We start from the raw sequence: 25,392 nt of genomic DNA on the forward strand, positions 1-25,392 counted from the left end.
ATAATTCGCCCATGGAGAACTTTTTTGGTTTACTAAAACAAGAGATGTATTACGGAGAGGCACTGTGCTCGTTTGAAGAATTAAAAAATAAAATTAAGGAACATATCAATTATTATAATAATAAGCGCATAAAGCAAAAATTGGCAGGCATGAGTCCAGTTCAATACCGAATTCACACCAGCCAATTAGCTGCTTAATATAACACTCTAACTTTTTGGGGTCACATCATATTATTCCGGCACTTTTTTTCATAAAATCTTTTCCTATTTATTTCTATTCACCCAATTACCATTTCTATATGCTTTGGTAGTACTTGAATAGTTGATGGTGTTTCACTCTTTCTTTCTCCATCACAATCAATTTTCTGGCTTGGAGTAGTTTCGATTGTAACTCGCTTAGCTTGCAAAGGAATTATCCCCTCCATATTCTGAGTTTGTATGCCAACCTTGGATTGAATCATAGAGAAAAAGGATTGAATAGAAGCTTCCTTAACAATCAATATATCAAATAGTCCATCTTGAATATCTCCGTTAGGAAAAAAAGCTCGAATGCCACCAATATATGTTCCATTTCCGACAATAACCATTACCGCTTCGTCTGTCACTGTCTCAGCTTCTGTCTCCACTTTCACGTTAAACACGTTTGCTTTTCCGATCGATTGAATTGTTTTCAAATAATAAGCTAACCGACCAATATTTTGTTTTGAGTCAGAGTCAACCGTTTCAGACACTTCTGTAATTAAGCCAATGCCCCAAAAATTGAGAAAATAATGATGATCACTTTGCCCAACATCTATCCACTTAGTTTTTTTCACTGAAATCTGATGCGCTGCTTTTAAGGGTTGTTGTACCATACTAATCTCCCTTGAAAAATCATTACTCGTTCCACCTGGGATAATTGCAAATGCCGGTCTTGAATCAAGCGGAGCTAAGGAATTGATTACTTCGTGAACAGTCCCATCTCCACCAGCCGCAATAATTAAGTCTACCGCTTTATACACTTGCCGAACGATTTCAGCGCCATCTCCTGATTTTTTTGTTTGATACATCTTAACTTCTGTAAAAGCCGTTTCTAATATTTCTTTAATTTCTTCTTGTAACTGTGCTAATTTACGATTACCTGATGCTGGATTAAAAATAACAGCAACACGATTCATATAGATTACCTCATTTCCAACACTTTTTTATACACCAACAAATTTAAGTATTGTCTATTGTTTTTTTAAATATAAAGTTTGCTTTATATTTAAACATTCCCTCATCGATCATTAATAAACCATTCGATTATTTCCGGGGAAATAATCGAAAAAACGACAGATATATGAAACAAACAAAAAAACATGTATCGCTATTTCTCACATAGCGATACATGTTAATTCACATCCTTTTACTTAATTGCTCGGGTGTTGTTTCATTTTTTGAAAAAGCTTTTAAACAAAATGAAAAGCGAAAGTCATCAAGTTTTAGTTGATAAGAGTCAAGAACTCCTGGACCACAACTTGCTGATCCTAATCCTTGTTGCTGAAGATCGATATTGTAAGTAATATAATCCTGTTTCACTAAATCATACGTATGTTTTGCTTCTTCTAGTAATTCAGTAGAGTAGTAACTTGCACTAAAATCGAAGACAGGATTTCCAACTGTTATTAGTCCAATACCACCTTCATCCGTGAGGGCTGCCCAACTTACTTCATGTCGATTACCATTCTCTTGAGGTACAACATATTCTGTATGCAATTGATCCACTTTACTTGACCAAACGCCGAAACGATTAGCCAACTTACTATCTGGGTAGGCTTCTCCTGGACCTCTTCCATACCAGTCGACTTGATTCAATGGTGCTTTTAGCTTCCATTGCAAACCGAGTCTTGGCAATGTTTTTGGTCCATTTCCTTGCTTAATTCCTTCAAGACTTATCTGCATTACACCACAACCATCGATACGATACGTAGTTGTCAGATCAATACCCCAATTAAGAATTGGTGGTGCAACACGTGACTTTATGCAAACAGTAACGACATTTTTACTAGGTGATAAATTATACGAAACAGATGTGACTCTTTGTTGCATCTGGTTTAGTCCATACTGTTTCCACTCTTTCTCTTTTTGCGCAGCATCAAATTCTTCTATTCCTAGTTTGTCATTGTCTGTCGGCGCTCTCCAAGTGTTTAATTTAGGTCCCTGCTCTAATAATTCTATTCCTTGATACTTCCATGATTGAAGCATTCCATAGATCGTATTAAAGTTATAGGTAAAGGTTGAACCACTTATTACAAGCTCATGGTTATCTTCTATTATTGATAATGTATGATGCTCTATCGTTTCAACCTTTTTCATTTTTTTAATCTCAACAGGGAGTTTGAACTGAGCCCAAGCAATTTCATGCCCCGCTTTAGCCCATTTTATATCTGTTGCTTGATTAAACTGAATGTTTAACAAGTGTTCTTCACTTAATATTTGATCTTTTAACCATGTAAATGGAAGCTCTATTTCCAAAGTTTCACCTGCTGCTACAGTAGGCATATCAATTACACCACTAGTCTTGATCTCACTACCAGAAACAAGTGACCATGATACAGCCAAGTGATCTAATGTGATAAAATCATAACGATTATGCACTCTGATCATACCTTTTGCTATATCTATTGCTTCAACATAAACAGGTTCAATCACTTTTTTGTATTCCAACAAAGCTGGTGATGGCGTTCGGTCAGGCATAACTAATCCATCAATTACAAAATTACCATCATGAGGCACTTCACCAAAGTCTCCACCATAAGCAAAATACTCTTCACCTTCTTTTGTGTATTGACGAATTCCATGATCTAGCCATTCCCACACAAATCCACCTTGTAGTCTTTTATATTTATAAAATAAATCAAAATACTCTTTAAAACCACCAGGCCCGTTGCCCATCGCATGTGCAAACTCGCATAAAATATGTGGTTGAGTCAGGTCGGTGCGTTTTCCTAGCTGATCCATCAATGCATGCGAGCTGTACATCGTAGAAAACATATCCGCAGCTTCATGAACCCTCGTAGGATTGTTATCCTCTTGATTCATTATAAAACGTGTTTCTCCTTCATAATGAATTAGTCGAGTTGGATCTTTTTGTTTTGACCATTCAGCCATTTTGACGTGATTCTTACCAAAACCAGATTCATTTCCTAATGACCAAATGATGATCGATGGGTGGTTCTTATCTCGCTCTACCATTCTTACCATTCGATCAAGATAAGCATCTTCCCACTCAATATCCTCACTTAGCTGATGAGGATTACCGATAATCTCAAAACCATGGCATTCTAAATCAGCCTCATCAATCACATATAAACCGTATGCATCACACAAATCGTAAAAAGCTGGCGCATTTGGATAATGCGCTGTTCGTACTGCATTGATATTATGTTGCTTCATTAACTCAATATCTTTTTTCATCCAATCTAATGGCACAGCACGCCCTAATTCAGGGTGATGGTCGTGTCGATTTACTCCTTTAAATAAAATCGGTGTTCCATTAATTTGAATCAAACCATCTTTTAATTCTATTTGTCTAAAGCCAACCTTTGTAGGTATGACCTCAATAACCTCACCTTTTTCATTCCTCAACGTCAACACTACACGATACAAGTATGGTGTTTCAGCAGTCCATTTCTCTGGTTTCTCCACTGGTATGCTTGTTTCAATTATCAAACTATCTGATTGCTTACTTTCAAGTAGAACAGTAGATTTAATTCCTTTTAATTCAATATTGTTTGCATCATACAACTGTATACCCAATTGATATGTTGTAGAATGATCTAGTTGCGAATAAATCTCAGCTTGCAATTGTAGTGTAGCATCCCGATACGATTGATCGAATAAAGTCTTTACAAAGAAATCACGAATATGGATTTTAGGCTTACTGACAATATATACATCCCTGAAAATCCCACTTAACCACCACATATCTTGGTCTTCAATATAACTGCCATCTGACCATTGATACACACGAACCGCAATAGAGTTTTTCCCTTCGTTAATAAAAGAAGTGATGTTGAATTCAGAAGTCATGCGACTACCTTGACTATAGCCCACAAATGCTCCATTAATCCAAACTTCAAATGCACTATCGACACCTTCAAAATTAAGGTAAGCTAAATCCTTCATCATTTCGCTTGTTACATAAAAATCTCGTCGATAAGATCCAGTTGGATTTTCAGTTGGCACATGCGGAGGATCTACCGGAAATGGATATTGCACATTAGTATAATGTGGTCTTCCATAACCATGCATTTGCCAGCTTGATGGCACTTGTAAGTCATCCCATCCACTTACATCGTAATCGTTTTCATAAAAAGATTCGGGCGATAATGCTGGACTTTCAGCATAACAAAATTTCCACATTCCATTTAATAATGTAAATCCTTTAGAGAGATCTCTATCAAAATTTAATGCATCTTCTAAATGATTATAGGAAAAGAAATGTGTACGAGCAGCTACCCTATTTCGTTTAAGCATTTTATGATTCTCATAATCTTTAAGTATATTCATGTTAACCTCCTATATAGTAAATTTGGAAAAAGGGACCCCCTAAGGGAATCCCACTTCTATTTTAACGACCTTTTAAATATTCGTGATTCAAATGCTTTAAATATGATTTCTCCATTTACAGTTTGACCTGTTTCCACATCAGTTAAAGGAATGGTTAAATGACCCCTTCTTTCTTCCTCACTGAAATTCTGAAGAAAATAAAATACAATATCGTAAAATAGCCAAGATTCTAGTCTTGGCTATTTCTTTAAACAGATAGTTTACTTTTGTCTTTCACTTTTTCTACTTCTTGATGAATGTATGCCATTTTATCATCTAGTGCTTGAACTGTGTCTGCTGCTTGTTTTAATTCAATTAAAAATTCTTCAGGTATTTCCTGTTCAAATTTATAATATATTTTATGCTCCAGACTTGCCCATGTATCCATTGCAATCGTGCGAATTTGTATTTCAACAGGTACATTTACTGTTCGATTGGCTAAAAATACTGGCACTTGAATAATTAGATGGAAGCTTCGGTATCCGTTCGGTTTCGGGTTCGCGATGTAATCTTTTACCTTTATCACATGAATATCATCCTGTTGGCAAAGCATAGCATGAATTCTATAAATATCAGCGACAAATGAGCACGTAACCCGCACACCAGCAATATCATGAACATAACTCTTTGCATTTTGTATCGTTACATCTAAGCCTTTTCGCTTTAATTTTTTTATAACACTATTAGGTTCTTTTAATCTTGATTTTATATGTTCCATTGGATTATGGTTGTGAATAAACTCGAACTCTTCGCTCAATATATTTAGTTTTGTGTTTATTTCATCCAACGCAAACTTGTATACTAAAAACTCATTTTTCCATTCATGAAATTCCTTTTCAAGTAAATTCATTTCATTCACCCTTCTCATATGGTATATCTACCATGATCTAGTATAGCATGAGCAGGGATTAAATGTTTGGCAGTTTTGTGTAATTCCAGTGAAACATTTTCTTTTCCATTATTCTTTTAATTTACTGTGCTTTAGCTACTTCAAGTGTATCTTGCGTACAAAAAATAACTCCTAACTCGTGGTGTTCTCCTTCATATAGCGCACGTTGCACGAATCTAATTTCCCCACGTTCATCAATAATATCCAACTTACAATATGCTCGATTTAATTGTAAAGCCTCATAAAATCCTTGCTCCGTAGATACATTCGAACCATTTACTTTAACAATTTTCTCTCCCACTTCTAGCCCAATCTCTTCACCAGGCGTACCAGGTATCGTAGCTAAGATTCGAAGTCCATCTTGTTCTGGGCTGAAAAATGGGCGAACTTGACGATCTTTTATTTTAAAACGTATAAAAATCCATTCTCGACCAATTAGTGCTATCACAACACTAATCATTGTTAGTATCGGTAGAAAATATCCTGCAATAGCCGTTCCAATTACAACAAAGCTTAATATTAATAAAGATTGCGATAAGCCATGTAACGCTCTCTTAGGTAACGCTCCTCGTATAACTTGTTCGACTCCAATAATTACCGGAAAAAACATAAGCCCAAATTCTTGACCATCAATTGGGATCACAGGCCACCATGGCACAATTGATATAAGTTCACCTACTGGAAATAATGTCACGATTGGTATAAGAGATGCTTTTTTAAAACGGTGTTGACCAATAAACTTTCCTCGTGTTCCTTGCAGGCGTTCTGGCAATGTCTCATTGTTTCGTACCCTCATTAACAAGAATGATTCATAGATTAACAATATCCCCATAAGGATTGTAAAAGCTACCCACTGATTTGTCGATATTGTCGCATCGATTCGAAAAGGAAGATAATCGATATAGTACGGCGCTAATAAAAGAAGCAAATACGAAAAACCAAATGTATACGCTGCAGACAACCAAGAGAATTTATTAGTAAGTAATAGCAACAGAGTGATTACTGACAGTGCTCCTACCATAATGTAAGAGAAAGATACGCCTAAGCCAACTAATAATAGCGATAGGACCAAACTAAAGAACAGAGACGATTTCCACGTGAATCGAAGCTCATGAAAAACATCAAATATTTTTGAGCCGAACATGTTTCTTTCCTTTTTAATCCGCTTTAACGATGTAAGAAAGACAACAATAATAAAGATATATAAAAGTGGATTGAAAAAAAATCTTCCGAGTCCTTTAGTTATTTCAGTTAACCATATATCCATCTTCATCCACTCGCCTTCTAAATTAATACATACACATACACCACTATATTCGATTTATTTAACACGATTTCCTGCTTATATGACAAGTTAAAACAAATTGATCCACAATGAGTTGTGGATCAACTTAGATTGAATTTTAATCTACTAATGATTGAAGCGCAGCATCTTTTTGAAGATCATCTTCTCCACTACGAATTTTCTCAATCACACTTGTTTGTAGCTTTTCAGCAGTATCACTAGTTAATTCGCCTGATGCTTTTAAGCCATTATCTTTTTGATACTTTATAACGGCTTCTTTTGTTTGTTCACTAAAGTAACCATCTACACGTCCAGGATCATAACCTAATCCTTTCAAAATAACTTGCGCATTTGCAATTGTTTCATCACTATCATTATACTTCAATGTTTCTTCAATTTGTATTGGATTCGCGTAAAAATAGTCTGGCTGCTCTACTTTAATTGTAGGTTCTACTCCTTTTTCATGTATCCAATTTCCATCTGGAGATAACCATTTAAATAGTGTTAACTTAATTGTGCTTCCATCTCCCATTGGAATGGTTTGTTGAACAGTCCCTTTTCCAAAGCTTGTCACTCCAACTACTTCCGCGTTAGCCGCTTCTTTTAATGCAATTGCTAATATTTCAGAAGCGGATGCACTTCCTTCATTAATAAGAACAGAGATTGGGTAGTCTTTTCCTTCTTTAAGGTTTGAGACATGTCGTTCTTTCTTTCCATCTCCATTTTCAATTTGCAAATACGGTTTGTCTTTTGGTACGAAATGCTTCAAAATATCCTCTATTGATGTTAATAAACCACCAGGATTTCCTCTTACATCTATAACAAGTCCTTGAATTCCTTGTTTTTCTAATGACGTTAATTCTTCTTTAAACCGTTCGGCTGTATTTTCAGAGAAAGATGTAATTTCAATTATTCCTTGTTTCTTTCCCTCTACCTCTTTCACGTCACTATAAACTGTCTCTAATGGAATATCGTCTCGAACAAGATCTATAGATAGGGGATTAGATACACCTGGACGATCAATTTCAAGCGTTACAGTCGTCCCTTGTTTACCACGTATTTTTGACACAGCTTCATACAAATCTAAGCCTTCTACACTATTTCCGTCTACTTTTAGAATTTGATCATTCGGTTTTAAACCAGCGCGTTCTGCGGGTGAATCTTTAATCGGTGCAACAATGGTTACTTTACCATCAACCATACTTACTTCTGCACCTATCCCCTCAAACGATGACTCAATTTGTTGATTAAATTCCTCTACTGTTTCTGCATCCATATAAACACTGTAAGGATCTTCTAAAGTATCTAACATTCCTTGAACAGCGCCCTCAATCAATGTATTCTTGTCCACATCTTCCAAATAATTCTCTTGAATTAGACTATATGCTTGCATTACTTTAGATAAACTCGATGAATTACTAGCATCATTAATAATCGCTTCTTTTTCTTCTTCTGACAAATCCGCAAAGTTATTGTTGTCCTGATCTGATTCCTCTACTTGCTCCGGTTCGATCCAAAGCATCGTTAGGTATGTAGTTCCAGCACCGATCAATAATGCTGCAACAATCAACGCTGCGAGGTAACTTTTTTTCATTTGCACGTATTCCACCTCAATTGTCTTTTTTGTCTTTTTATAGTGTATCATATAAATGGCACAAAAAGGCACCACAACGTAACGTGCGATGCCTTTCTTTTTATTATAATATGTTGTTTTTTAAAATTAATGCTTGCTTATGGCAAATAATTCAATGGGTTAATTCCGCCTTTGTAGCTCCATCTACCATTATGCACTTCAAAGTGTAAGTGGCTACCAAATGAATTACCTGTATTACCCATTGCTCCAATTGGTTGCCCTTGGTTTACTGTTTGCATATATGATACACCCAAACTACTCATATGTGCGTAAACAGTAGTTATCTTTAGTGATGGATGATAAATGTATACGACATTACCATAACTGCTTGAGTAGTTTGCACGAGTTACTACACCACTCGCTGCTGCTTTAATTGGTGTGCCTGTACTGTTCGCAATATCAATTCCATAATGGAAACCACCACCATTGAAATCTCTAGGTCCATAACCTGAAGATCTTCTTCCAGTTGTTGGCCAGATCAATGAACCATTGCCTCCACCTGAGCCTGACAAGGAAGAATCATTGCCTCCTGATCCACCAGAAGAACTACCATTACCCGAACTTCCACCATTACTACCATTAGATTGATTGTTTTCCGCTTCAGCTGCAGCTTCCGCTTCCGCCTGTTTCACAGCTTTTTCAATAGCTGCTGCTTGATTTGCTAATGTTTCTTGCTGTTCAGCCAAACTCATTTTATATTCTTCCAAATGGTTGTGTTCTTCTTCTAAATCATCTAATAACTCTTCTTTTTTAGCCATTTGTTTATCCAATTGAGATTGAATAGAATCTAATTCTTGTTTTTGAACAGCTAAATACTCTTTTCTCTCTTCTAAGGATGCTTTATCATCTTTCAATTGTTGTTGCTTCTCTTCTACGGACTCTTTCTTCTTTTGTACATCTTCTTTATCTTTTTTATGTGATTCCATGATACCTTTATCTTGGTCCATAATTTTTGTAACTACTGTAGCACGGTTAATAAAATCTCCAAAACTTTGCGCGCCCATTAAAACAGATAGATAATTAATATCGCCACCATTTTGTTGAATAGAGCGTAAACGGTTTTTTAATAATTCTTCACGTTCTTTAATTTGTTTCTCTAATTCTTTAATCTCTTCCTTGAGTTGTTTTACTTCTTCTTCTGTTTTCTTAATTTCTTGTTCTGTTTCAGCTATCTTGTTATTATTTTTAGAGATTTCTGCTTTTTTGTTATCCAATTTTGCTTGTGTGTCTTCCAATTGAGCAGTGATTCCCTCAATATCATTAGCCATTTCTTCTTGTTGCGCTTCATTTTCAGCAATTTTTTTCTCTGTAGACTTTGCCTTACTTGACGCACTACTCTTATCTTTCTCTACTTCATCTAATCTTTTCTCCAAATCGGCAAGGCTTTCTGCAGTGACAGTTGATAAACTTGATAGTAAAATTCCCATTATGACTGTTAAAATCGTTATGTAAGAAATAACTTTTTTCATAGTTGGAACTCCTCCCCGTTTCAAATGATTTTTTTAGTTTATAACTAGTATGTAAGGGTATAAGTCTTATAGATAAGACTTATACCTTTAAGAATTTACGAACACTCATTACGCTTCCCCAAACACCAATTGCTGCACCAATTAATAAGATTAGTCCTGCTAATTGCCATGCAAATGGGTGGAAGTCTAGTAAAGTCATAAAGCTAAATTGGTCTAATGCGGTTGTACTGTTATCTAAGTAATAGTAGCCTGTTAAAAGGATAATAATTGGTAAGATACTTCCTAATACACCTAATAACAATCCTTCAACAAAGAATGGCCAACGAATGAACCAGTTTGTCGCACCAACTAATTTCATAATTCCAATCTCTTTACTACGCGCCATAATCGTAATTTTTATTGTATTGGAAATTAAGAAAATCGCTGTAAAAACTAATGCAAAGATTAACACCAGCCCTATGTTTCTAGCATACTCGTTAAATTGAAATAGATTTTGTACAACATCTTGTCCATAATTTACTTTTTCCACTTTATCTATTTTTTCTATTTCACCCGCAATTTTCATTGTATCTTGCGGATCAGTTGTTTTTACAATATATGCATTGTTTAGTGGATTGTCTTGTTCATAAAGCTCCCAAGCGCCACCTTCTTCTCCCATACTATCAACTAAGCTTCTCAATTCTTCTTCTTTTGTAGAAAAATCAACTGTGTCAACCTCTGCTATGTCTTTGATCTGTTCACCAACAGCTTCTATCTCCTTATCATCTGCTGTTAGATCTACTAGTACTTTAATTTGAACGTCTTCCTCTAGATTATCTGCCACATGATTTAAGTTAAGCATTAATGCTAGGAAGGCCCCTACTAATAATAGAGTAGTTGTTACCGCACCGATCGATGCGATAGTCATCCAACTATTACGCCATATATTTTTTGATCCTTCACGAAAATGTCGTTTAAATGTTCTAAATTTCATAGCCGTATTCACCTCGATGCTCATCACGCACAATCAAACCATCTTCAATTGCTATAACGCGTTTTTTTATCGTGTTGACAATTTCCTTGCTGTGAGTTGCCATTAAAATTGTTGTTCCTGTTGCATTAATTGATTCTAGCACTCTCATAATTTCCCAAGATGTTTCAGGATCTAAGTTTCCTGTCGGTTCGTCTGCAATTAATAGCTTCGGATGATTAACAATCGCTCGTGCAATAGATACACGTTGCTGTTCCCCACCTGAAAGCTCATCTGGTATGAAGCGCGCTTTATTTTTCAACCCTACTTGGTCTAGCACTTCCATCACGCGTCTTCGAATATTACGTGGTGATTCTTCCAGCACTTCTAATGCAAATGCAATATTTTCATAAACAGTGAATTTAGGTAAAAGTTTGAAATCCTGATAAACTACACCTATATCTCTCCTTAGAAATGGGATATGTTTAGATTTGAGGGTAGTTAGATCTTTATCATTAACCATGATTGATCCTTTTGTAGGTTTTACTTCTTGGAAGATTAATTTTATAAAAGTAGATTTACCTGCGCCACTAGGTCCAACTACATAGACAAATTCTCCCTGGTCAATGTTAACATTAATCCCATTGAGGGCTGTTACACCATTAGCGTAAGTTTTATATATATCTTGCATAACTATCATAATATGATCACCTTTGCTCAAATTAGTATTCTATCTTTTTCAAAAAGTGCTTATTCGATCTTAATCTACAACTTTCATTTACCATATACATTATAACATCTAATTTCATTTTTTTTAGACAAATTTTATTACATTTTTGTTTCAAACTCTGTAAATTTATGGGTTTTACTGCGTATTTTATATAAAGAGGGGTTTTTTAGAAGATAATGTTGCCTTTAGGAGAAAAGTCTTAATTTTCGATTAATAAGTTTTTTGAAAGAATACTTTTTATAAAAAGTGTGATTTCGCTTTATAAAAATGGTTAATCTCCAATTAGATCAAAATTAACGAAGAACTTACATCTTTATAAGATTTTTTCATACAATTCTATTAGGGGTGATGATAATGGCAAGAGTAGCATATACGAGTAAGGACATTGATTTAATCGCTAGGATGATGAGGGCTGAAGCAGAGGGTGAAGGACGCCTTGGGATGCTTATGGTTGGGAATGTCATCATAAATCGAGCAAGAGCTGATTGCCTAGATTTTAAGGACGTTAGGTCCATACGGGATGTTATTTTCCAAGTTCAAGGTGGAAATTATTCATTTGAAGCAGTACAAAAAGGTAATTTATTTTATAATCCAGCAAGAGAAGTAGAGAGAAAATTGGCACGACAAGTTGTTAAGTATTGGAGGGAACATCCTTCTAAGTATGCTCTATGGTATTTTAATCCTTATGCTGCTTGTCCTCCTACATGGTATGGTCAACCTTTAACAGGACAATATAAACAACATTGTTATTATGAACCAATAGCTAATACTTGTGAAAGTGCTTATAGATATTAAAAAGGAACACGCTTGTAATAAATAAAAAAGTAGACACTCTTTTCACATCGAAAAGGGACTACTTTTTTCTATATTGATTATGCTTTTTTAAATCCTTCACCTAATACTTCGCTAGCATTCATAGCAACAACAAATGCGCCTGGGTCGATTCGCTTAACCATCTGTGTTACTTTATTAAATTCATTTTGCGCTACAACACACATAATGATACGTCGGTGCTCGTTCGTATAGCCACCTTCACCATTCCAAACCGTAACCCCTCGATCGACGTCTTGTAATAAAGCATTTTGAACTTGATCAACATATTCCGTTATGATCATTACATTTTTCGATCGATTAAATCCAACTTGAACAAAATCAATCGTACGACTAGTAACAAATAAACCAATTAATGCGTATAACCCTTGCTCAACAGAAAATACGTAAGCAGCAGTTAATACAATCAGCCCGTCAAATAAGGCAACACAAACACCTAATGATAATGGAACAAACTTATGTAATATTTGCGCTGCTAAAGCAATTCCACCGGTCGATCCTTTCCCGCGAAATACGATACCGATCCCAAGTCCAGTACACATTCCACCAAAAATAGAACCTAGTAATGGATCTGCAGTTAGTGGCGCCCAATCTTTTGTAAGAAAAACATAAAACGGCAAAATAATTGTACCAAGTAATGTTTTCGCACCAAATTTTCGACCAAGAATCATTACACCTGCGATAAATAACGGGATATTTAATCCCCATTGTACAAAGGAAGGTTCCCAGTCAAACAAAGCTTTTGTAATCGTACTAATTCCTGAAGCACCACCTGATGCTATTTCATTAGGTAATAAAAATAAATTAAATCCAATTGCAACAAAAAAAGAACCGATTAAAACAAGGGTATATTCTACTGCGAGTATTAGACCTGTTGGAGCAGGTTGTCTTCTATATTTTGCTATCATAACTATACACTCCTACTATTCTTCTGTATCAACCTTAAGGAGTATATCATTATTTGACTCGTTACGACAACCGTGTTTATCACAGTATTGTAATGCAGTGAAAAAGCTTTTACACATTATAAAAACATGCTACCGATCTATATGACCGATAGCACGTTTTAATTAATTTACTAATGAGCGCAAATATGCGTCAATAAATGGATCAAGTTCACCGTCCATTACTGCCTGTGTGTTTCCTGTTTCTTCGTTCGTTCGATGATCTTTAACCATAGAATATGGATGGAAAACATACGAACGAATCTGACTTCCCCAGCCAATTTCTTTTTGTTCGCCCCGTATTTCATCTAACTCTTCACGTTGCTTTTCGATTTCTAATTGATATAGCTTTGCTTTTAACATTTTCATTGCTTGTTCACGGTTTTTTATTTGTGAGCGCTCGGATTGACACGTTACCACAGTATTTGTTGGTAAGTGGGTAATTCGAACAGCTGAATCCGTTGTGTTTACGTGCTGACCACCAGCACCACTCGAACGGTACGTATCAATTTTCAAATCTTCCGTATTGATATCTACATCAATATCATCATCTAATTCTGGCATAACGTCACACGATACAAAGGAGGTATGACGACGTCCTGAAGAATCAAATGGAGAAATTCGCACTAAACGATGTACGCCTTTTTCTGCTTTTAAGTAGCCATATGCATTGTGACCTTTAATCAAAAGGGTTACACTTTTTACACCAGCTTCATCTCCTGGAAGATAGTCTAGAGTTTCTACTTTGAAATTCTTCGACTCAGCCCAGCGCGTGTACATTCTAAGTAGCATGCTTGCCCAATCCTGTGATTCGGTTCCACCTGCTCCTGGATGTAATTCTAATATCGCATTATTTTTATCATAAGGTTCACTGAGCAGCATAAATAGTTCAAATTGGTTCAGCGCTTCAGTTAACTCTTGTACTTCAGGCTCTAGCTCTTCTCGTAGTTCTTGATCGTCCTCTTCTTTCACTAGTTCATAGGATACTTCTAGATTTTCTAACGTTTCTTCGTGTTTATCAAATGTGTGAACTAAATCTTTCAAACCATTCACTTCATTAATAACTTTTTGTGCCGTTTGTTGATCATTCCAGAAATCTGGATCTGTCATTTCTTCTTCTAGTTCAGCAATCCTTGTACGCTTCTCTTCTAAGTCAAAGAGACCCCCTAAAGTCCGCTAATCGGTTAGCCATTTTCTCTAATTCTTGTTTAATCTCTGATAATTCCATTGTTCATTCACCTCAACAGCTGTTATTTTTCATTTGGAAAGACAAGACACTTCTTGTTATAGAAGTGTCTGTTTTCTTAAAATTTATTTACCATGACATTGCTTATATTTTTTTCCACTACCACAAGGGCAAGGATCATTTCTTCCAACATTATCCGCTTTAACAAATGGTTGTTTTTTCTTCTCTTTTTTACTCTCGTCTCCTGAAACAGCTGTGGCATTCTTCGCTACTTCTTGACGTTGTAAATTATCACGAACTTGTGCTTTCATCACATAACGTGCAACCTCTTCGTTAATTGATTCGATCATTGCTTCAAACATGGAGAAGCCTTCCATTTGATACTCACGCAATGGATCATTTTGTCCGTAAGCACGTAGGTGTATACCTTGACGGAGCTGATCCATTTGGTCAATGTGATCCATCCATTTTGTATCTACTGTACGTAAGACAATCACTTTTTCAAACTCACGCATTTGTTCTGGTGTTAAATCTTGTTCTTTTTGATCATACTTCTCACGGACTTTAGTCATAATAAGATCGATGATTTCATCCGGTTCTTTACCCTTCAAATCAGATTCCACCAGATAATTCTCTTCGACTAAGTTCGCGTGGACATATTCAATGATTGCACTTGTATCCCATTTCTCTTGATCATCATCTTGGGTATGCGCATGAATGGTCGTTTCTACAACGGTTTGAATCATCTGTTCAATAATTTCACGTAGATTATCTGAATCAATTACATCGAAACGTTGCTTGTAAATAATCTCACGTTGTTGACGTAATACATCATCATAAGAAAGAATTGTTTTACGTGCATCAAAGTTATTACCTTCCACACGTTTTTGTGCAGATTCTACCGCACGCGAAACTACTTTACTTTCAATTGGTTGGGAATCATCCATACCAAATCGATCCATCATTGCACGCATGTTATCAGAACCAAAACGACGCATTAATTCATCTTCCATGGATAAATAAAACTGTGTCACACCAGGATCTCCTTGACGACCAGAACGACCACGAAGCTGATTATCGATACGACGTGACTCGTGACGCTCCGTACCAATGACAGCTAAACCGCCAAGTTCTTTGACACCTTCCCCAAGTTTAATGTCAGTACCACGACCAGCCATGTTTGTAGCAATTGTCACAGCACCAGGTTGTCCGGCATTTTCAATGATTTCTGCCTCGCGATAGTGATTTTTCGCGTTTAAGACATTATGCTTCACACCAGCTTTTTTGAGTAATTTTGAAATTAACTCAGACGTTTCAACCGCTACCGTACCTACAAGTACAGGCTGCCCAGCTTGGTATCTTTCTTTAATGTCTTCAACAACCGCTTGGAATTTACCATTCATAGATTTGAAAATTAGATCCGCCTTATCATCACGCACAATCGGACGGTTCGTTGGTATAGCTATAACATCCATATTATAAATGTTTCTAAATTCTTCTTCCTCCGTTTTAGCTGTACCCGTCATACCGGCTAGTTTCTCGTACATACGGAAGAAGTTTTGGAACGTGATCGATGCGAGTGTCATACTTTCATTTTGAATTTGCAAGCCTTCTTTTGCTTCAATGGCTTGGTGTAGGCCATCACTGTATCTTCTACCCTTCATTAAACGCCCAGTGAATTGGTCAACAATCACCACTTGAGCTTCTTCAATGACATAATCTGTGTCACGGTGCATTGTTACATGTGCTTTCAATGCCTGATTAATATGGTGGGTTAATGTTACATGATTTAAATCGAACAAGTTTTCAACGCTGAAAAATCGTTCTGCTTTGTTAATACCTTCTTCTGTTAATTGAACGCCTTTTGTTTTTTCATCATACGTATAATCTGTTTCATTTTGTAATGTACGAACAAAGGAATTCGCTTGTTGATATAAACTTGCTGATTTTCTTGCTGATCCAGAAATAATCAATGGTGTTCTCGCTTCATCAATTAAAATCGAGTCCACCTCATCAATGATCGCAAATGGCAATGGACGTTGCACCATTTGTTCTTTATACAGCACCATATTATCACGTAAATAATCGAAACCAAATTCATTATTTGTACCGTACGTAATATCAGCTAAGTATGCATCTCGCTTTTCCTCTTTAGTCATGTCATTACGATTTAAACCAACAGTTATTCCTAAGAATTGATACAGTTTCCCCATTTCCTCTGCATCACGGCTTGCTAAGTATTCGTTTACCGTAATAATGTGTACACCTTTACCTGATATGGCATTTAAATAAGCAGGCATTGTTGAGGCAAGTGTTTTCCCTTCACCAGTTTTCATTTCTGCAATATTACCATCATGCAAAACAACCGCACCTAGTAACTGAACAGAGAAAGGACGCATGTTTAGCACACGCTTTGCACCTTCACGAACAACCGCATAAGCCTCGACAAGTAAGTCATCTAGCTGTTCACCATCTTGGTAACGTTGTTTAAATTCTGCTGTTTTTGCTTTTAAAGCATCGTCAGATAATTTTTCATATTCATTTTCTAATGCTTCTATTTGATCTACAGTTTTTTGAAGTTGATTCAGCTGACGTTGATTTCCATCAAATACTTTTTTTAATAATCCACGCATTTTATAAGCTCCTTATTGATAAAATACATTATTCTTTCATGTTTCTTTTCACGTTTAGACTATCTTTTATCATAACACTAGCATATGGTAAAAACAAGCACAGCGCGTGAATAAACAGTGTCAGTACCAAGAAATTTAATGATGTGGGTTTGAATGTTATTTAGGGAGGTCGCTTGTATATTTTTGTTATGAAATTTATACTAGATGTAAGATAAATAAGAGATGAGGTAGATAAATGCAGGTGTATCGACCAGTGACAAAACCACTAAAATTATTGGAATTAGAAGCACTATTGCCGAGACTGCATCGCGATAGTGAGCACTATGATTATATCGAGGAGTTGTTAAGGAAAGAACATGCTGGCCATCAAGGCGAATTAAACTTAAACTATTTCTTTCATTTAATTGAAATCTCTGAATCTATTTTGCTCAATGGCCTCCGACTCCCCACTTCGAATAATGCCTTCCAACTTGATGCATTATTATTAACTCCAAACGCACACTATCTTATCGAAGCAAAAAACATCAAAGGAACAATTACATTTAATGAAGCAAAGCAATTGATTCGAACAATTGACGGGATTGACGAAGTATTTAAGAATCCACAACTCCAAGTTAACGAACAAGTTATCCACCTGAAAAAATTTCTTCATGAGCATAATTTTCCACAAGTTCCAATTCATCCGATCGTTTGCTTTACACATCCGAAAGCACAACTCCATGTTGATAAAACACATAGCGGTATCGTTACGAGCGAACAACTTCCTAATTTAATAAGGGAACTCTCTCGTCATGCTACCAAGCCCGTTTTGAAGTCTGAGGAGTTGCGAGAATTAGCCCATACTTTGGATAGACATCATACAGATTATCGATTACATTTCACTCAAAAATATCCGTTTGTTAGTGGACACATTCGTAATGGTGTTTGGTGCACAAGTTGTAAAAAAACAATGATGAAGCGCGACCAACGAACCTGGATTTGTAAAGGTTGTGGAGCAAAAGACAAGTTAGCACATAAACAAGCATTAATAGAATACGCGCTCATTTACAAGGATTACATTCGAAATAGTGAAGCACGAGATTTTTTGCGCGTTCAATCCACCTCCACAGTAAAAAGATTATTAACTGGATTAGAGCTTCCCGCAAGTGGGGAAAATAAAGCTAGAGTCTATAGTTTGCGCAAATTATTGCTTGAATGATGAGATTTTGCGGTGTGAGCGCTGATATATTTGATTGAGCGCTGATATATTTGATTGAGCGCTGATATATTTGATTGAGCGCTGATATATTTGATTGAGCGCTGATATATTTGATTGAGCGCTGATATATTTGATTGAGCGCTGATATATTTGATTGAGCGCTGATATATTTGATTGAGCGCTGATATATTTGATTGAGCGCTGATATATTTGATTGAGCGCTGATCATCTCCCAAAACCGGAGATGATCGATTTTTTTCGCAAAAAATCCTCCACCCATTTTATCCATACAAAAGGGTTCCGTACAAGACGGAACCCTACTACTTTATTTTCATGTATTAACTTGGCTCGATTAAGCCATATCTTCCATCACGACGACGGTAGACAACGTTTGTGTCACCAGATTCTGCATTTGTGAACACATAGAATGTATGTCCTAACATATCCATTTGTAAAATTGCTTCCTCTGAATCCATTGGTTTTAAATCAAAACGCTTGGTTCTCACAATTTCAAAATTGTCATCGTCCTCTTCTTCTATTCCGTTTTCACGGATTGCTTCTTTTTCCATTTCCGCAAAGATATGTTTAGGTGCACCTTTTTGGCGTACTTTGCGGTTTACTTTTGTTTTATATTTTCTAATTTGCCTTTCTAATTTATCTACTACTAAATCAATTGCGGCGTATAAATCCGCGTGTTGCTCCTCTGCACGTAGTAATAGATTCGTCATAGGAATTGTGATCTCAATCTGTTGCTCATCATTATAGACACTTAAATTTACATTGACATCTGATGTTGGGGGTGTATCAAAATAACGTTCTAGTTTACCAACCTTTTTCTCGATGTACTGTTTTATTGCCCCTGTAACCTCAACATTTTCGCCTCGAATGTTATATTTCATAAAAGTGTCCTCCTTTCTATATCTATATTTCTATATTACCCTCTCTTATTCCTGCATAAACACACAAAAAAATTGTCGAAATTATAGATATTTGATGTCTATTACATCCTATTCACTAACAATCATAATCATACCAACAGTTTTACCATTTTAATTTAATTAAAAATTCTTTCAAATCAAAATACTTTTTTAAAAAATATCTATCATAAACGAACAATTAACATGTTATAATAAATTAATATGTATTATTTAGCATTTATTGTTATCTAAATATGAACAAATAACCAACTGAAGAAAGGGTGTTTCGATGGACCAACAAAATTATAACCCAACACCTCAAGCTAGTGGAAAAGCAATCGCTTCGCTGGTTTTAGGTATTTTGTCAATCGTTATTCCTTGGATTGGATTTATCTTAGGAATTATTGCGATTGTATTAGCAAATAAAGCATTTAAAGAAATCGCGCAATATCAACTAGCGGGCCGTGGCATGGCAGTTGCAGGACTAACAACTGGTATTGTTGGAACTGCCATTTATGGACTACTGCTTTTATTTTTTATCATTGGAATAGCTGCAATAGACGGTATGTATTATTAAAGGAACGAAACGAGCAAATTCAACCTAGTGTTTGCTCGTCTTTCTTTGCAGTAGAATGTTTTCATTTTCTCAAAAATAAACATCATACATAAAAGGAGAATTATTTTGGAAGAACAACAATTTAAACAAGTACCTCAAACGTGTGGAAAAGCGACCGCTTCAATGGTTTTAGGTATCTTAGCTATTATTATACCTTGGATTGGCTTCATCTTAGGAATTATCGCAATTGTGTTAGCAAATAAAGCATTTAAGGAAATCTCACAGCATCAGCTCGGTGGACGTGGCATGGCTGTAGCGGGGCTAACAACAGGGATTGTTGCCACCACATTTTACGGACTCTTAATCTTATTTGGTATCCTTGGCTTTGCATTTTTCGCGGTGTAAAAAGTAACTCTATCCATGGAATGACGTTAAAGAGTAGAAGCTCTTTCTCGTCATTTTTTAATACTATTATTAAAAGATTCGTAAATGGATAAAATCAATAATATAAAATATATAGTACGAAACGCTTTTGACTGTATACCTGTATACCTGTATAGTTAAGTTATTATGTCATATGGTGGTGATTTTGAAATGGATTTGATATCCCCTATTAAAAACACAAAAAATTTAGGTGAACAAGCATATGAAACGTTACGAGACTCTATTATTACATTAAAATTAGAACCAGGCCAAAATATTTATGAAAATGAAATAGCTACATTATTAGATATTAGTCGCACTCCTATTCGCGATGCTTTTCATTCACTAATTGCTGAACAATTAATTGAAGTACTTCCGCAACGAACGAAAATAGTTTCACGTATTTCCGAGCAAAAAGTTAAGGAAAGTGCGTTTATCCGGATGAGTTTGGAAAGAAGTGCATTTAAATTAGTTGCTAGTAATTGGGATCAATCTAATAAATATCAAAAAGCAGAAAGACAAATTCGACGTATTTTAGATGAACAAGAAGAAGCATTAGAAGCGCAGGATATTGATCAGTTTTTTCAATTGCATGAAGCGTTTCACAACTCGATTCTTCAACTTACAGGTAACGAAACATTGCTTCAATTCATCTCTCGCGTGCGTGGGAACTTAGATCGTTTTAGATACCTGGCAAGAAGGGAATTCGTACTAACCGGCCATTCAGTCGATGAACATAGAGAGCTCTTAACCTTTTTGAAAAATCGTGATGAACAAAAAGTGGAACAGTTAGTTGACCATCATATGGGAGAATTAGATGAAGAATTAGCTGGATTACGCGAAAAATATCCGACTTATTTTACTGATTAAACAAAAGCCTTATCGCTATAACAAGTGATTTCGCACGACTCTTACATAAAATGAACAAAAGCTCTAACTACAAGGTGAATGTAGTTAGAGCTTTTTTATTTTCGTTTGTCAACAAACGAACCATCATAGTTGGTAAGTGAATGATAAGGATTCATGTATTTCTTATTAGAATTTTTTTGTTTTTTCAGAGAACGCATATCTAATTTAATATCGTCGAACAAACCATTCAGTTGTTGATTTATTTTTTTATCCAAAGAAATTAACTTAGCGCCAATTTCCTTTTCTTCAGTAGTATATGGTGGTTTAATTTTTTCAATAAGGCTGTCCCTATTTTCTAATAAGACACTGATTTCATCAATAACATCTTCTCTTTCATCAACAGTTTTATCTAACAGATCAAGTAATTCGTTTGATACTGTGTATAATTGATTCATTCGTTCTGTCATTATACTCTAGCTCCATCTCCATATTTTTGTTGACGAGTTTGTTTTAACACTTCTTTCCAAGAATCACGAAATTCTTCCACAAGACCATATGCTTCTTCTAATTTGGAAATGTCGTTTTTTACATTAGCTTGCATCAAAGAGTAATTAATATAATCATAAATAGGGAGCATTTGCTTTCCAATATCAGTATCTTGATTTAATGTCACCATTAATTCATTAATAATGTTTTGAGCCTTTTGTATATTCACATTTTTCTTTTCGAAATCAGATTCATTTATATTTTTTTTCGCTTGTTTTAAAAATTTTAAACACCCATTATAAAGCATAAGTGTCAGTTCACCAGGAGAAGCTGTGTTGACTGAATTATTTTTATACGCCTCATATTGTTGATAACTCATTACTATCAAAACACTCCCTTATTCTTACATACCGCCAAACTGTTGTGACAAATAAGCCGATTGTTGATTCATTTTTTGTATTGCTTTTTCCATCGCAGTGAATTGTCGCCAGTAACGGTTTTCGACATCAGTTAATCTTTCTTGAAAATCATCCATTCTTGTTTCCATATCTTTTAGTTTTTTACCAAGTGTGTATTGCTCATCTGTCCATGTCGTTTTCCCTGCTCGATTATTAATGTTCTCCATCGTCTGTTTAACTGAACTTTCTAATCGGTTTACTAGGCCTTGATTATTTTCATCTGTATTATAAAACAATTTATAAACCGCATCTGAATCATTTTGTAAAGCTGCACGTAACTTTTCTTCGTCAATAACTAGTTTTCCATTATCTGAATATGATTTTGATGTAGTAATACCGATTGCAGATAAATGGTTTATATCTGCATTTCCTGTATCGACAGTTTGATACCAATCTTGACGCATACCTGTTAATGCCGAGCTTAACATGGAATCACTTTTTAGCATACCACTCTTTGCTTTTTCTTCCCACAGTTCGATTTCACTTTCCGACATATCTTTCTTCTGTTCTTCTGTTAATGGTTTATAATCTCGGTGTCTTTTTTCTGTTACCTTTCCATTTACACTTTCTATCAATTCATTATATTTATTTACGAATTCAGTGATGGAATCGACAGCTTTATCCACATCATTCGTAACAGAAATTCTTGCTTGTCCGCTTGTCACATTATTAAAAGTTAATGTTAGACCGTTAACTGTTGTTGTATTGGTTTTTGATTCTAAATCAATTCCACCGTTATAATTGAACTTTGCGTTTGTGCCGCCTTTTTCACCTGCATTTGTTATATTAAAAATATTAGCAAAAAAGCCACCATCGGAACTAAAATCTATCTCATTTCCACCAACATTAAAGTCACCTGTCGCTTTTGTTTCCATTACTACTTTGTCTGTTTGAACATCATAAAATGCATTTATACCAGTACCATCAGAAATCTTTGTTAAAACATCACTTAATGAATCCGTCGCATCAATTTGAATTTCATGTACCTCTCCTGCCGGATCATTTTGATAAGTCGTAAAACTCAAAGAACTAGGTAGGGTACCCCCTCCTAACTTATCCATCTGCTCTGAGAGGGGGGCCAATGGATCAATCTTATTTGACGGATCAGTTGAAATACCAGTTGAACTAACATTAATAGCATTTGTGGCTAATTGACTAACTTCAATGCTGTATGAACCTGGTGGTGTACCTGAAGATGCTTTTGCAGTGATGGCATCAGATTGTGATGAGATAGCCGATTTAACTTTATAAGAGCTAGCTCTTTTCATACTAGAGAATAATTGATCAAATTGTGAAAATTTAGTGTTTAGTTCTCGGTATGCATCACGTGTCCATTCCGTCCAAATTTTATCTTGCTTCATCTTTTGTAAAGGAATACGTTCTGCCTTCATTAAATCAGCTATTATACTATCGGTATCTATGCCTGATGCAAGACCTCCAATGCGCATTGAATTACTGTTAATACCGTTTACCATATAAATTCACCTATCCCTTATATTTTTTCGTCAACAATAAAGCCCATAAATTCTGCCATAGCTGCATATACATCTAACATTTTTTTAGGTGGAATTTCTTTCACAACCTCATTAGTAGATGTATCAACAACCGTTACGTAATACTCATCAAGCTTGTCATGCAATTCAAATTTTACGGAAGTTCGAGTAGGCTCTAAAAAATCATTTAATGCACCTATCATCCCTTCTATTTGTTTTTTATCCTTACCTTCATCAACTTGCTTTTGAATATTAGTTATTGTAGTATTTTCTTCAACTTTTTTTATACTGCCCACAGTTCTTTCGCTTACAGATGTCGAAAACTCGTTGTGTGGTGACTGTTGCAAAAGCTGGGATCCAGAAAGAATTTTCCCCACACCCATGACTCATGCCAACTCCCTTTAGTTTGTTATTACTTATATCGGCAGTTTCATCACTTTTATTAGACTATTTTATTATTTAAATAAAGAAAAAGCATTACCACAAAGTGATAATGCTCGATCTTAAGCTTTTACATCAATTGAACTACCTAAATGTGGTGAAACAGATTGTTCCATCATTTTAATTAATCCTTCACTTGCAACCTCTGCCTGATCCATTGCTTTATTCGTAACACTTAATGAAACCTGCTGTTGTAAACTAGCTTGACTCATCGCTGTAGATAATGCTGCAATATCCATTGTTAGCCTCCTTTATGATTAAGGAATTATGTTTAGTGTAACATGTCCTTTGTTGAAGATCTATTAGTAAGGGGATGTGTTCTATCCTTTTTGTACGAATTTAAAAACAGATAATCCTTTAGAGGAATCCACTTCTATATGAAAGCTGAGAAAATCTATTTTATAATTTAGTTTTCTATCTACTTTTTTAAAGATGTTTTTTTCGTATGTTAATGCATAAGAAAATAATTCCAGATAATCTGCACCTAATCCATGTGTATTCGTAGTGTATTTTATGTTGTCGATATCTTCTTTTTTCACAAGTATGAAGTCAGTGTTTTTCATACTTTTTATAATTTGTTTCTTTTCTTTGTGATCAACAAGACTATCATCGTTACCTTGAAAAGCAATAATTTGAATGTTTTCAAAATCTTTGCATAAGTAATGTAAATTTAATACCTTTTTGTTTTGAATTACTTCTTTTGCTAGATAACGAAACTCGATAGACAGTATTGAATTCTCAATTTTATGATTTAGAAAACGATTATTATATAAATATGCAGGCTCTATCCAGGCTGAATTATCTATTAAATAAGAAAACAAGTTGGATGCCAATTTATTTGACAAATATAATAGATAGGCTCCGTGCGAGTGCCCGTATCCAATAACTCTATTTGTATCATAAGTCAGATTGTTTTCTTTTAATAAGATATCAACAGCTTCTATGGCATTAATAATATCTATCGCTTGCATGTAACTCATATCATTAAATTCATCTAATGTTTCATCTAATTGAGCTTTAACAGGTAAAACAATGTTTTTGTCGCTTATGATTTCTAAAATACTATTTTTTTCTTTGTTTATTTCATTCCATTCGTTCTGTGTAAAATGCTTTTTAGTTTCTTTTACATTCTTTAAAGAAAAACGCTTTGCTGTTTGCATATACGAATTGCCAAAATAATCACATTGAATAGTTACTAAATTATATTGATCAGCAAAGTTTTTTCTCATTTTCACATAAACCTTTGACTCTAAATGACCTCCAAAACCAGGAACTAGAACCAGTAATCCGGTCTTTTCGTTAACTCCAGATGAAGGAAGACAGAAGTCAACTTTTAAGTTTCTATTTGCTTTTCCTGTATATATATTAGGGTGTGCATGAATTGTTACTGAATGTTGTTCTGCCATATTTGTACCTTTTTCCTTAATAGTTAAAGATGTTGTGTAGATTGA

Annotated in this window: 24 protein-coding genes; 6 read left to right on the top strand and 18 right to left on the bottom strand. The window is 35.2% G+C overall.

The window, feature by feature from the left end; translation table 11 throughout:
* Positions 1–197 (top strand): IS3 family transposase (locus HP569_RS02820; protein ID WP_182199027.1); only part of this gene is annotated, 197 nt, incomplete at its 5' end.
* Positions 198–277: 80 nt separating this feature from the next.
* Here HP569_RS02820 and HP569_RS02825 read toward each other — a convergent pair.
* The 8 genes from HP569_RS02825 to ftsE form a co-directional block, all read right to left on the bottom strand.
* Positions 278–1,156 (bottom strand): diacylglycerol/lipid kinase family protein, encoded by an 879-nt coding sequence (locus HP569_RS02825; RefSeq protein ID WP_182199639.1) that lies wholly within the window; start codon positions 1,154–1,156, stop codon positions 278–280.
* A 220-nt stretch (positions 1,157–1,376) separates the two neighbouring features.
* The gene (gene lacZ / locus HP569_RS02830; RefSeq protein WP_182199640.1) at positions 1,377–4,532 is read right to left on the bottom strand and encodes a beta-galactosidase, LacZ type; all 3,156 of its coding nucleotides are present in this window, start codon (positions 4,530–4,532) and stop codon (positions 1,377–1,379) included.
* A gap of 247 nt (positions 4,533–4,779) precedes the next feature.
* On the bottom strand, positions 4,780–5,421 hold the full coding sequence (locus tag HP569_RS02835; RefSeq protein ID WP_182199641.1) for a GTP pyrophosphokinase: 642 nt from the start codon (positions 5,419–5,421) through the stop codon (positions 4,780–4,782).
* A 121-nt stretch (positions 5,422–5,542) separates the two neighbouring features.
* Positions 5,543–6,733: a PDZ domain-containing protein gene (locus tag HP569_RS02840; protein WP_182199642.1), complete on the bottom strand. Its 1,191-nt coding sequence runs from the start codon at positions 6,731–6,733 to the stop codon at positions 5,543–5,545.
* A gap of 130 nt (positions 6,734–6,863) precedes the next feature.
* Positions 6,864–8,339, bottom strand: coding sequence for a S41 family peptidase (locus HP569_RS02845; RefSeq protein ID WP_182199643.1), 1,476 nt, complete (start codon positions 8,337–8,339; stop codon positions 6,864–6,866).
* Between the two features lie 137 nt (positions 8,340–8,476).
* On the bottom strand, positions 8,477–9,847 hold the full coding sequence (locus HP569_RS02850; protein WP_182199644.1) for a murein hydrolase activator EnvC family protein: 1,371 nt from the start codon (positions 9,845–9,847) through the stop codon (positions 8,477–8,479).
* Between the two features lie 79 nt (positions 9,848–9,926).
* Positions 9,927–10,820 carry a permease-like cell division protein FtsX gene (gene ftsX, locus HP569_RS02855; protein ID WP_182199645.1) on the bottom strand — a complete coding sequence of 298 codons (894 nt, stop codon included), beginning with the start codon at positions 10,818–10,820 and terminating at the stop codon, positions 9,927–9,929.
* Positions 10,810–11,496, bottom strand: coding sequence for a cell division ATP-binding protein FtsE (gene ftsE / locus HP569_RS02860; RefSeq protein ID WP_182199646.1), 687 nt, complete (start codon positions 11,494–11,496; stop codon positions 10,810–10,812). The genes ftsX and ftsE overlap by 11 nt, the downstream gene beginning before the upstream one ends.
* 384 nt (positions 11,497–11,880) lie before the next feature.
* Between ftsE and HP569_RS02865 the strand changes: the two genes are divergently transcribed.
* Positions 11,881–12,321 (top strand): cell wall hydrolase, encoded by a 441-nt coding sequence (locus tag HP569_RS02865; protein WP_182199647.1) that lies wholly within the window; start codon positions 11,881–11,883, stop codon positions 12,319–12,321.
* Positions 12,322–12,398: 77 nt separating this feature from the next.
* Here HP569_RS02865 and HP569_RS02870 read toward each other — a convergent pair whose 3' ends face one another.
* From HP569_RS02870 to secA, 3 genes are all read right to left on the bottom strand, one after another.
* Positions 12,399–13,265: a YitT family protein gene (locus tag HP569_RS02870; protein ID WP_182199648.1), complete on the bottom strand. Its 867-nt coding sequence runs from the start codon at positions 13,263–13,265 to the stop codon at positions 12,399–12,401.
* A 162-nt stretch (positions 13,266–13,427) separates the two neighbouring features.
* Positions 13,428–14,529 (bottom strand): peptide chain release factor 2 gene (gene prfB / locus HP569_RS02875; protein WP_182199649.1). Its coding sequence is split into 2 segments (ribosomal slippage): positions 13,428–14,456 and positions 14,458–14,529, totalling 1,101 coding nucleotides; the frame shifts between segments, so codons are not numbered across the junction.
* 83 nt (positions 14,530–14,612) lie between these two features.
* Positions 14,613–17,120: a preprotein translocase subunit SecA gene (secA, locus tag HP569_RS02880; protein ID WP_182199650.1), complete on the bottom strand. Its 2,508-nt coding sequence runs from the start codon at positions 17,118–17,120 to the stop codon at positions 14,613–14,615.
* A gap of 253 nt (positions 17,121–17,373) precedes the next feature.
* Between secA and HP569_RS02885 the strand changes: the two genes are divergently transcribed.
* Positions 17,374–18,318 (top strand): nuclease-related domain-containing protein, encoded by a 945-nt coding sequence (locus HP569_RS02885; protein ID WP_182199651.1) that lies wholly within the window; start codon positions 17,374–17,376, stop codon positions 18,316–18,318.
* A 338-nt stretch (positions 18,319–18,656) separates the two neighbouring features.
* On the opposite strand, the gene hpf is transcribed toward HP569_RS02885, so the two are convergent.
* Positions 18,657–19,217: a ribosome hibernation-promoting factor, HPF/YfiA family gene (gene hpf / locus HP569_RS02890; protein ID WP_182199652.1), complete on the bottom strand. Its 561-nt coding sequence runs from the start codon at positions 19,215–19,217 to the stop codon at positions 18,657–18,659.
* Between the two features lie 307 nt (positions 19,218–19,524).
* Between hpf and HP569_RS02895 the strand changes: the two genes are divergently transcribed.
* From HP569_RS02895 to HP569_RS02905, 3 genes are all read left to right on the top strand, one after another.
* Entirely contained in the window at positions 19,525–19,812 is a 288-nt protein-coding gene (locus HP569_RS02895) for a DUF4190 domain-containing protein (RefSeq protein WP_182199653.1), read from the top strand.
* 105 nt (positions 19,813–19,917) lie between these two features.
* Complete coding sequence (locus HP569_RS02900) at positions 19,918–20,196, top strand: DUF4190 domain-containing protein (RefSeq protein ID WP_246366899.1); 279 nt, start codon at positions 19,918–19,920, stop codon at positions 20,194–20,196.
* A gap of 189 nt (positions 20,197–20,385) precedes the next feature.
* Positions 20,386–21,084 carry a GntR family transcriptional regulator gene (locus HP569_RS02905; protein ID WP_182199654.1) on the top strand — a complete coding sequence of 233 codons (699 nt, stop codon included), beginning with the start codon at positions 20,386–20,388 and terminating at the stop codon, positions 21,082–21,084.
* Between the two features lie 95 nt (positions 21,085–21,179).
* Here HP569_RS02905 and fliT read toward each other — a convergent pair whose 3' ends face one another.
* The 6 genes from fliT to HP569_RS02935 all read right to left on the bottom strand — a co-directional run bounded on the left by fliT (position 21,180) and on the right by HP569_RS02935 (position 25,347).
* Positions 21,180–21,530, bottom strand: a complete 351-nt coding sequence (gene fliT / locus HP569_RS02910; RefSeq protein WP_182199655.1) for a flagellar protein FliT — start codon at positions 21,528–21,530, stop codon at positions 21,180–21,182.
* On the bottom strand, positions 21,530–21,928 hold the full coding sequence (gene fliS, locus HP569_RS02915; protein WP_182199656.1) for a flagellar export chaperone FliS: 399 nt from the start codon (positions 21,926–21,928) through the stop codon (positions 21,530–21,532). The genes fliT and fliS overlap by 1 nt, the downstream gene beginning before the upstream one ends.
* Positions 21,929–21,952: 24 nt before the next feature.
* Positions 21,953–23,482: a flagellar hook-associated protein 2 gene (locus tag HP569_RS02920; RefSeq protein WP_246366900.1), complete on the bottom strand. Its 1,530-nt coding sequence runs from the start codon at positions 23,480–23,482 to the stop codon at positions 21,953–21,955.
* Positions 23,483–23,499: 17 nt separating this feature from the next.
* Entirely contained in the window at positions 23,500–23,883 is a 384-nt protein-coding gene (gene flaG / locus HP569_RS02925) for a flagellar protein FlaG (RefSeq protein ID WP_182199657.1), read from the bottom strand.
* 120 nt (positions 23,884–24,003) lie between these two features.
* Positions 24,004–24,180, bottom strand: coding sequence for a YjfB family protein (locus HP569_RS02930; protein ID WP_182199658.1), 177 nt, complete (start codon positions 24,178–24,180; stop codon positions 24,004–24,006).
* Positions 24,181–24,261: 81 nt separating this feature from the next.
* Positions 24,262–25,347 (bottom strand): DUF2920 family protein, encoded by a 1,086-nt coding sequence (locus HP569_RS02935; protein WP_182199659.1) that lies wholly within the window; start codon positions 25,345–25,347, stop codon positions 24,262–24,264.
* Between the last annotated feature and the right edge of the window lie 45 nt (positions 25,348–25,392).

The organism is Paraliobacillus salinarum, assembly GCF_014083865.1.
In the GTDB taxonomy this organism is placed as follows: domain Bacteria; phylum Bacillota; class Bacilli; order Bacillales; family Amphibacillaceae; genus Paraliobacillus; species Paraliobacillus salinarum.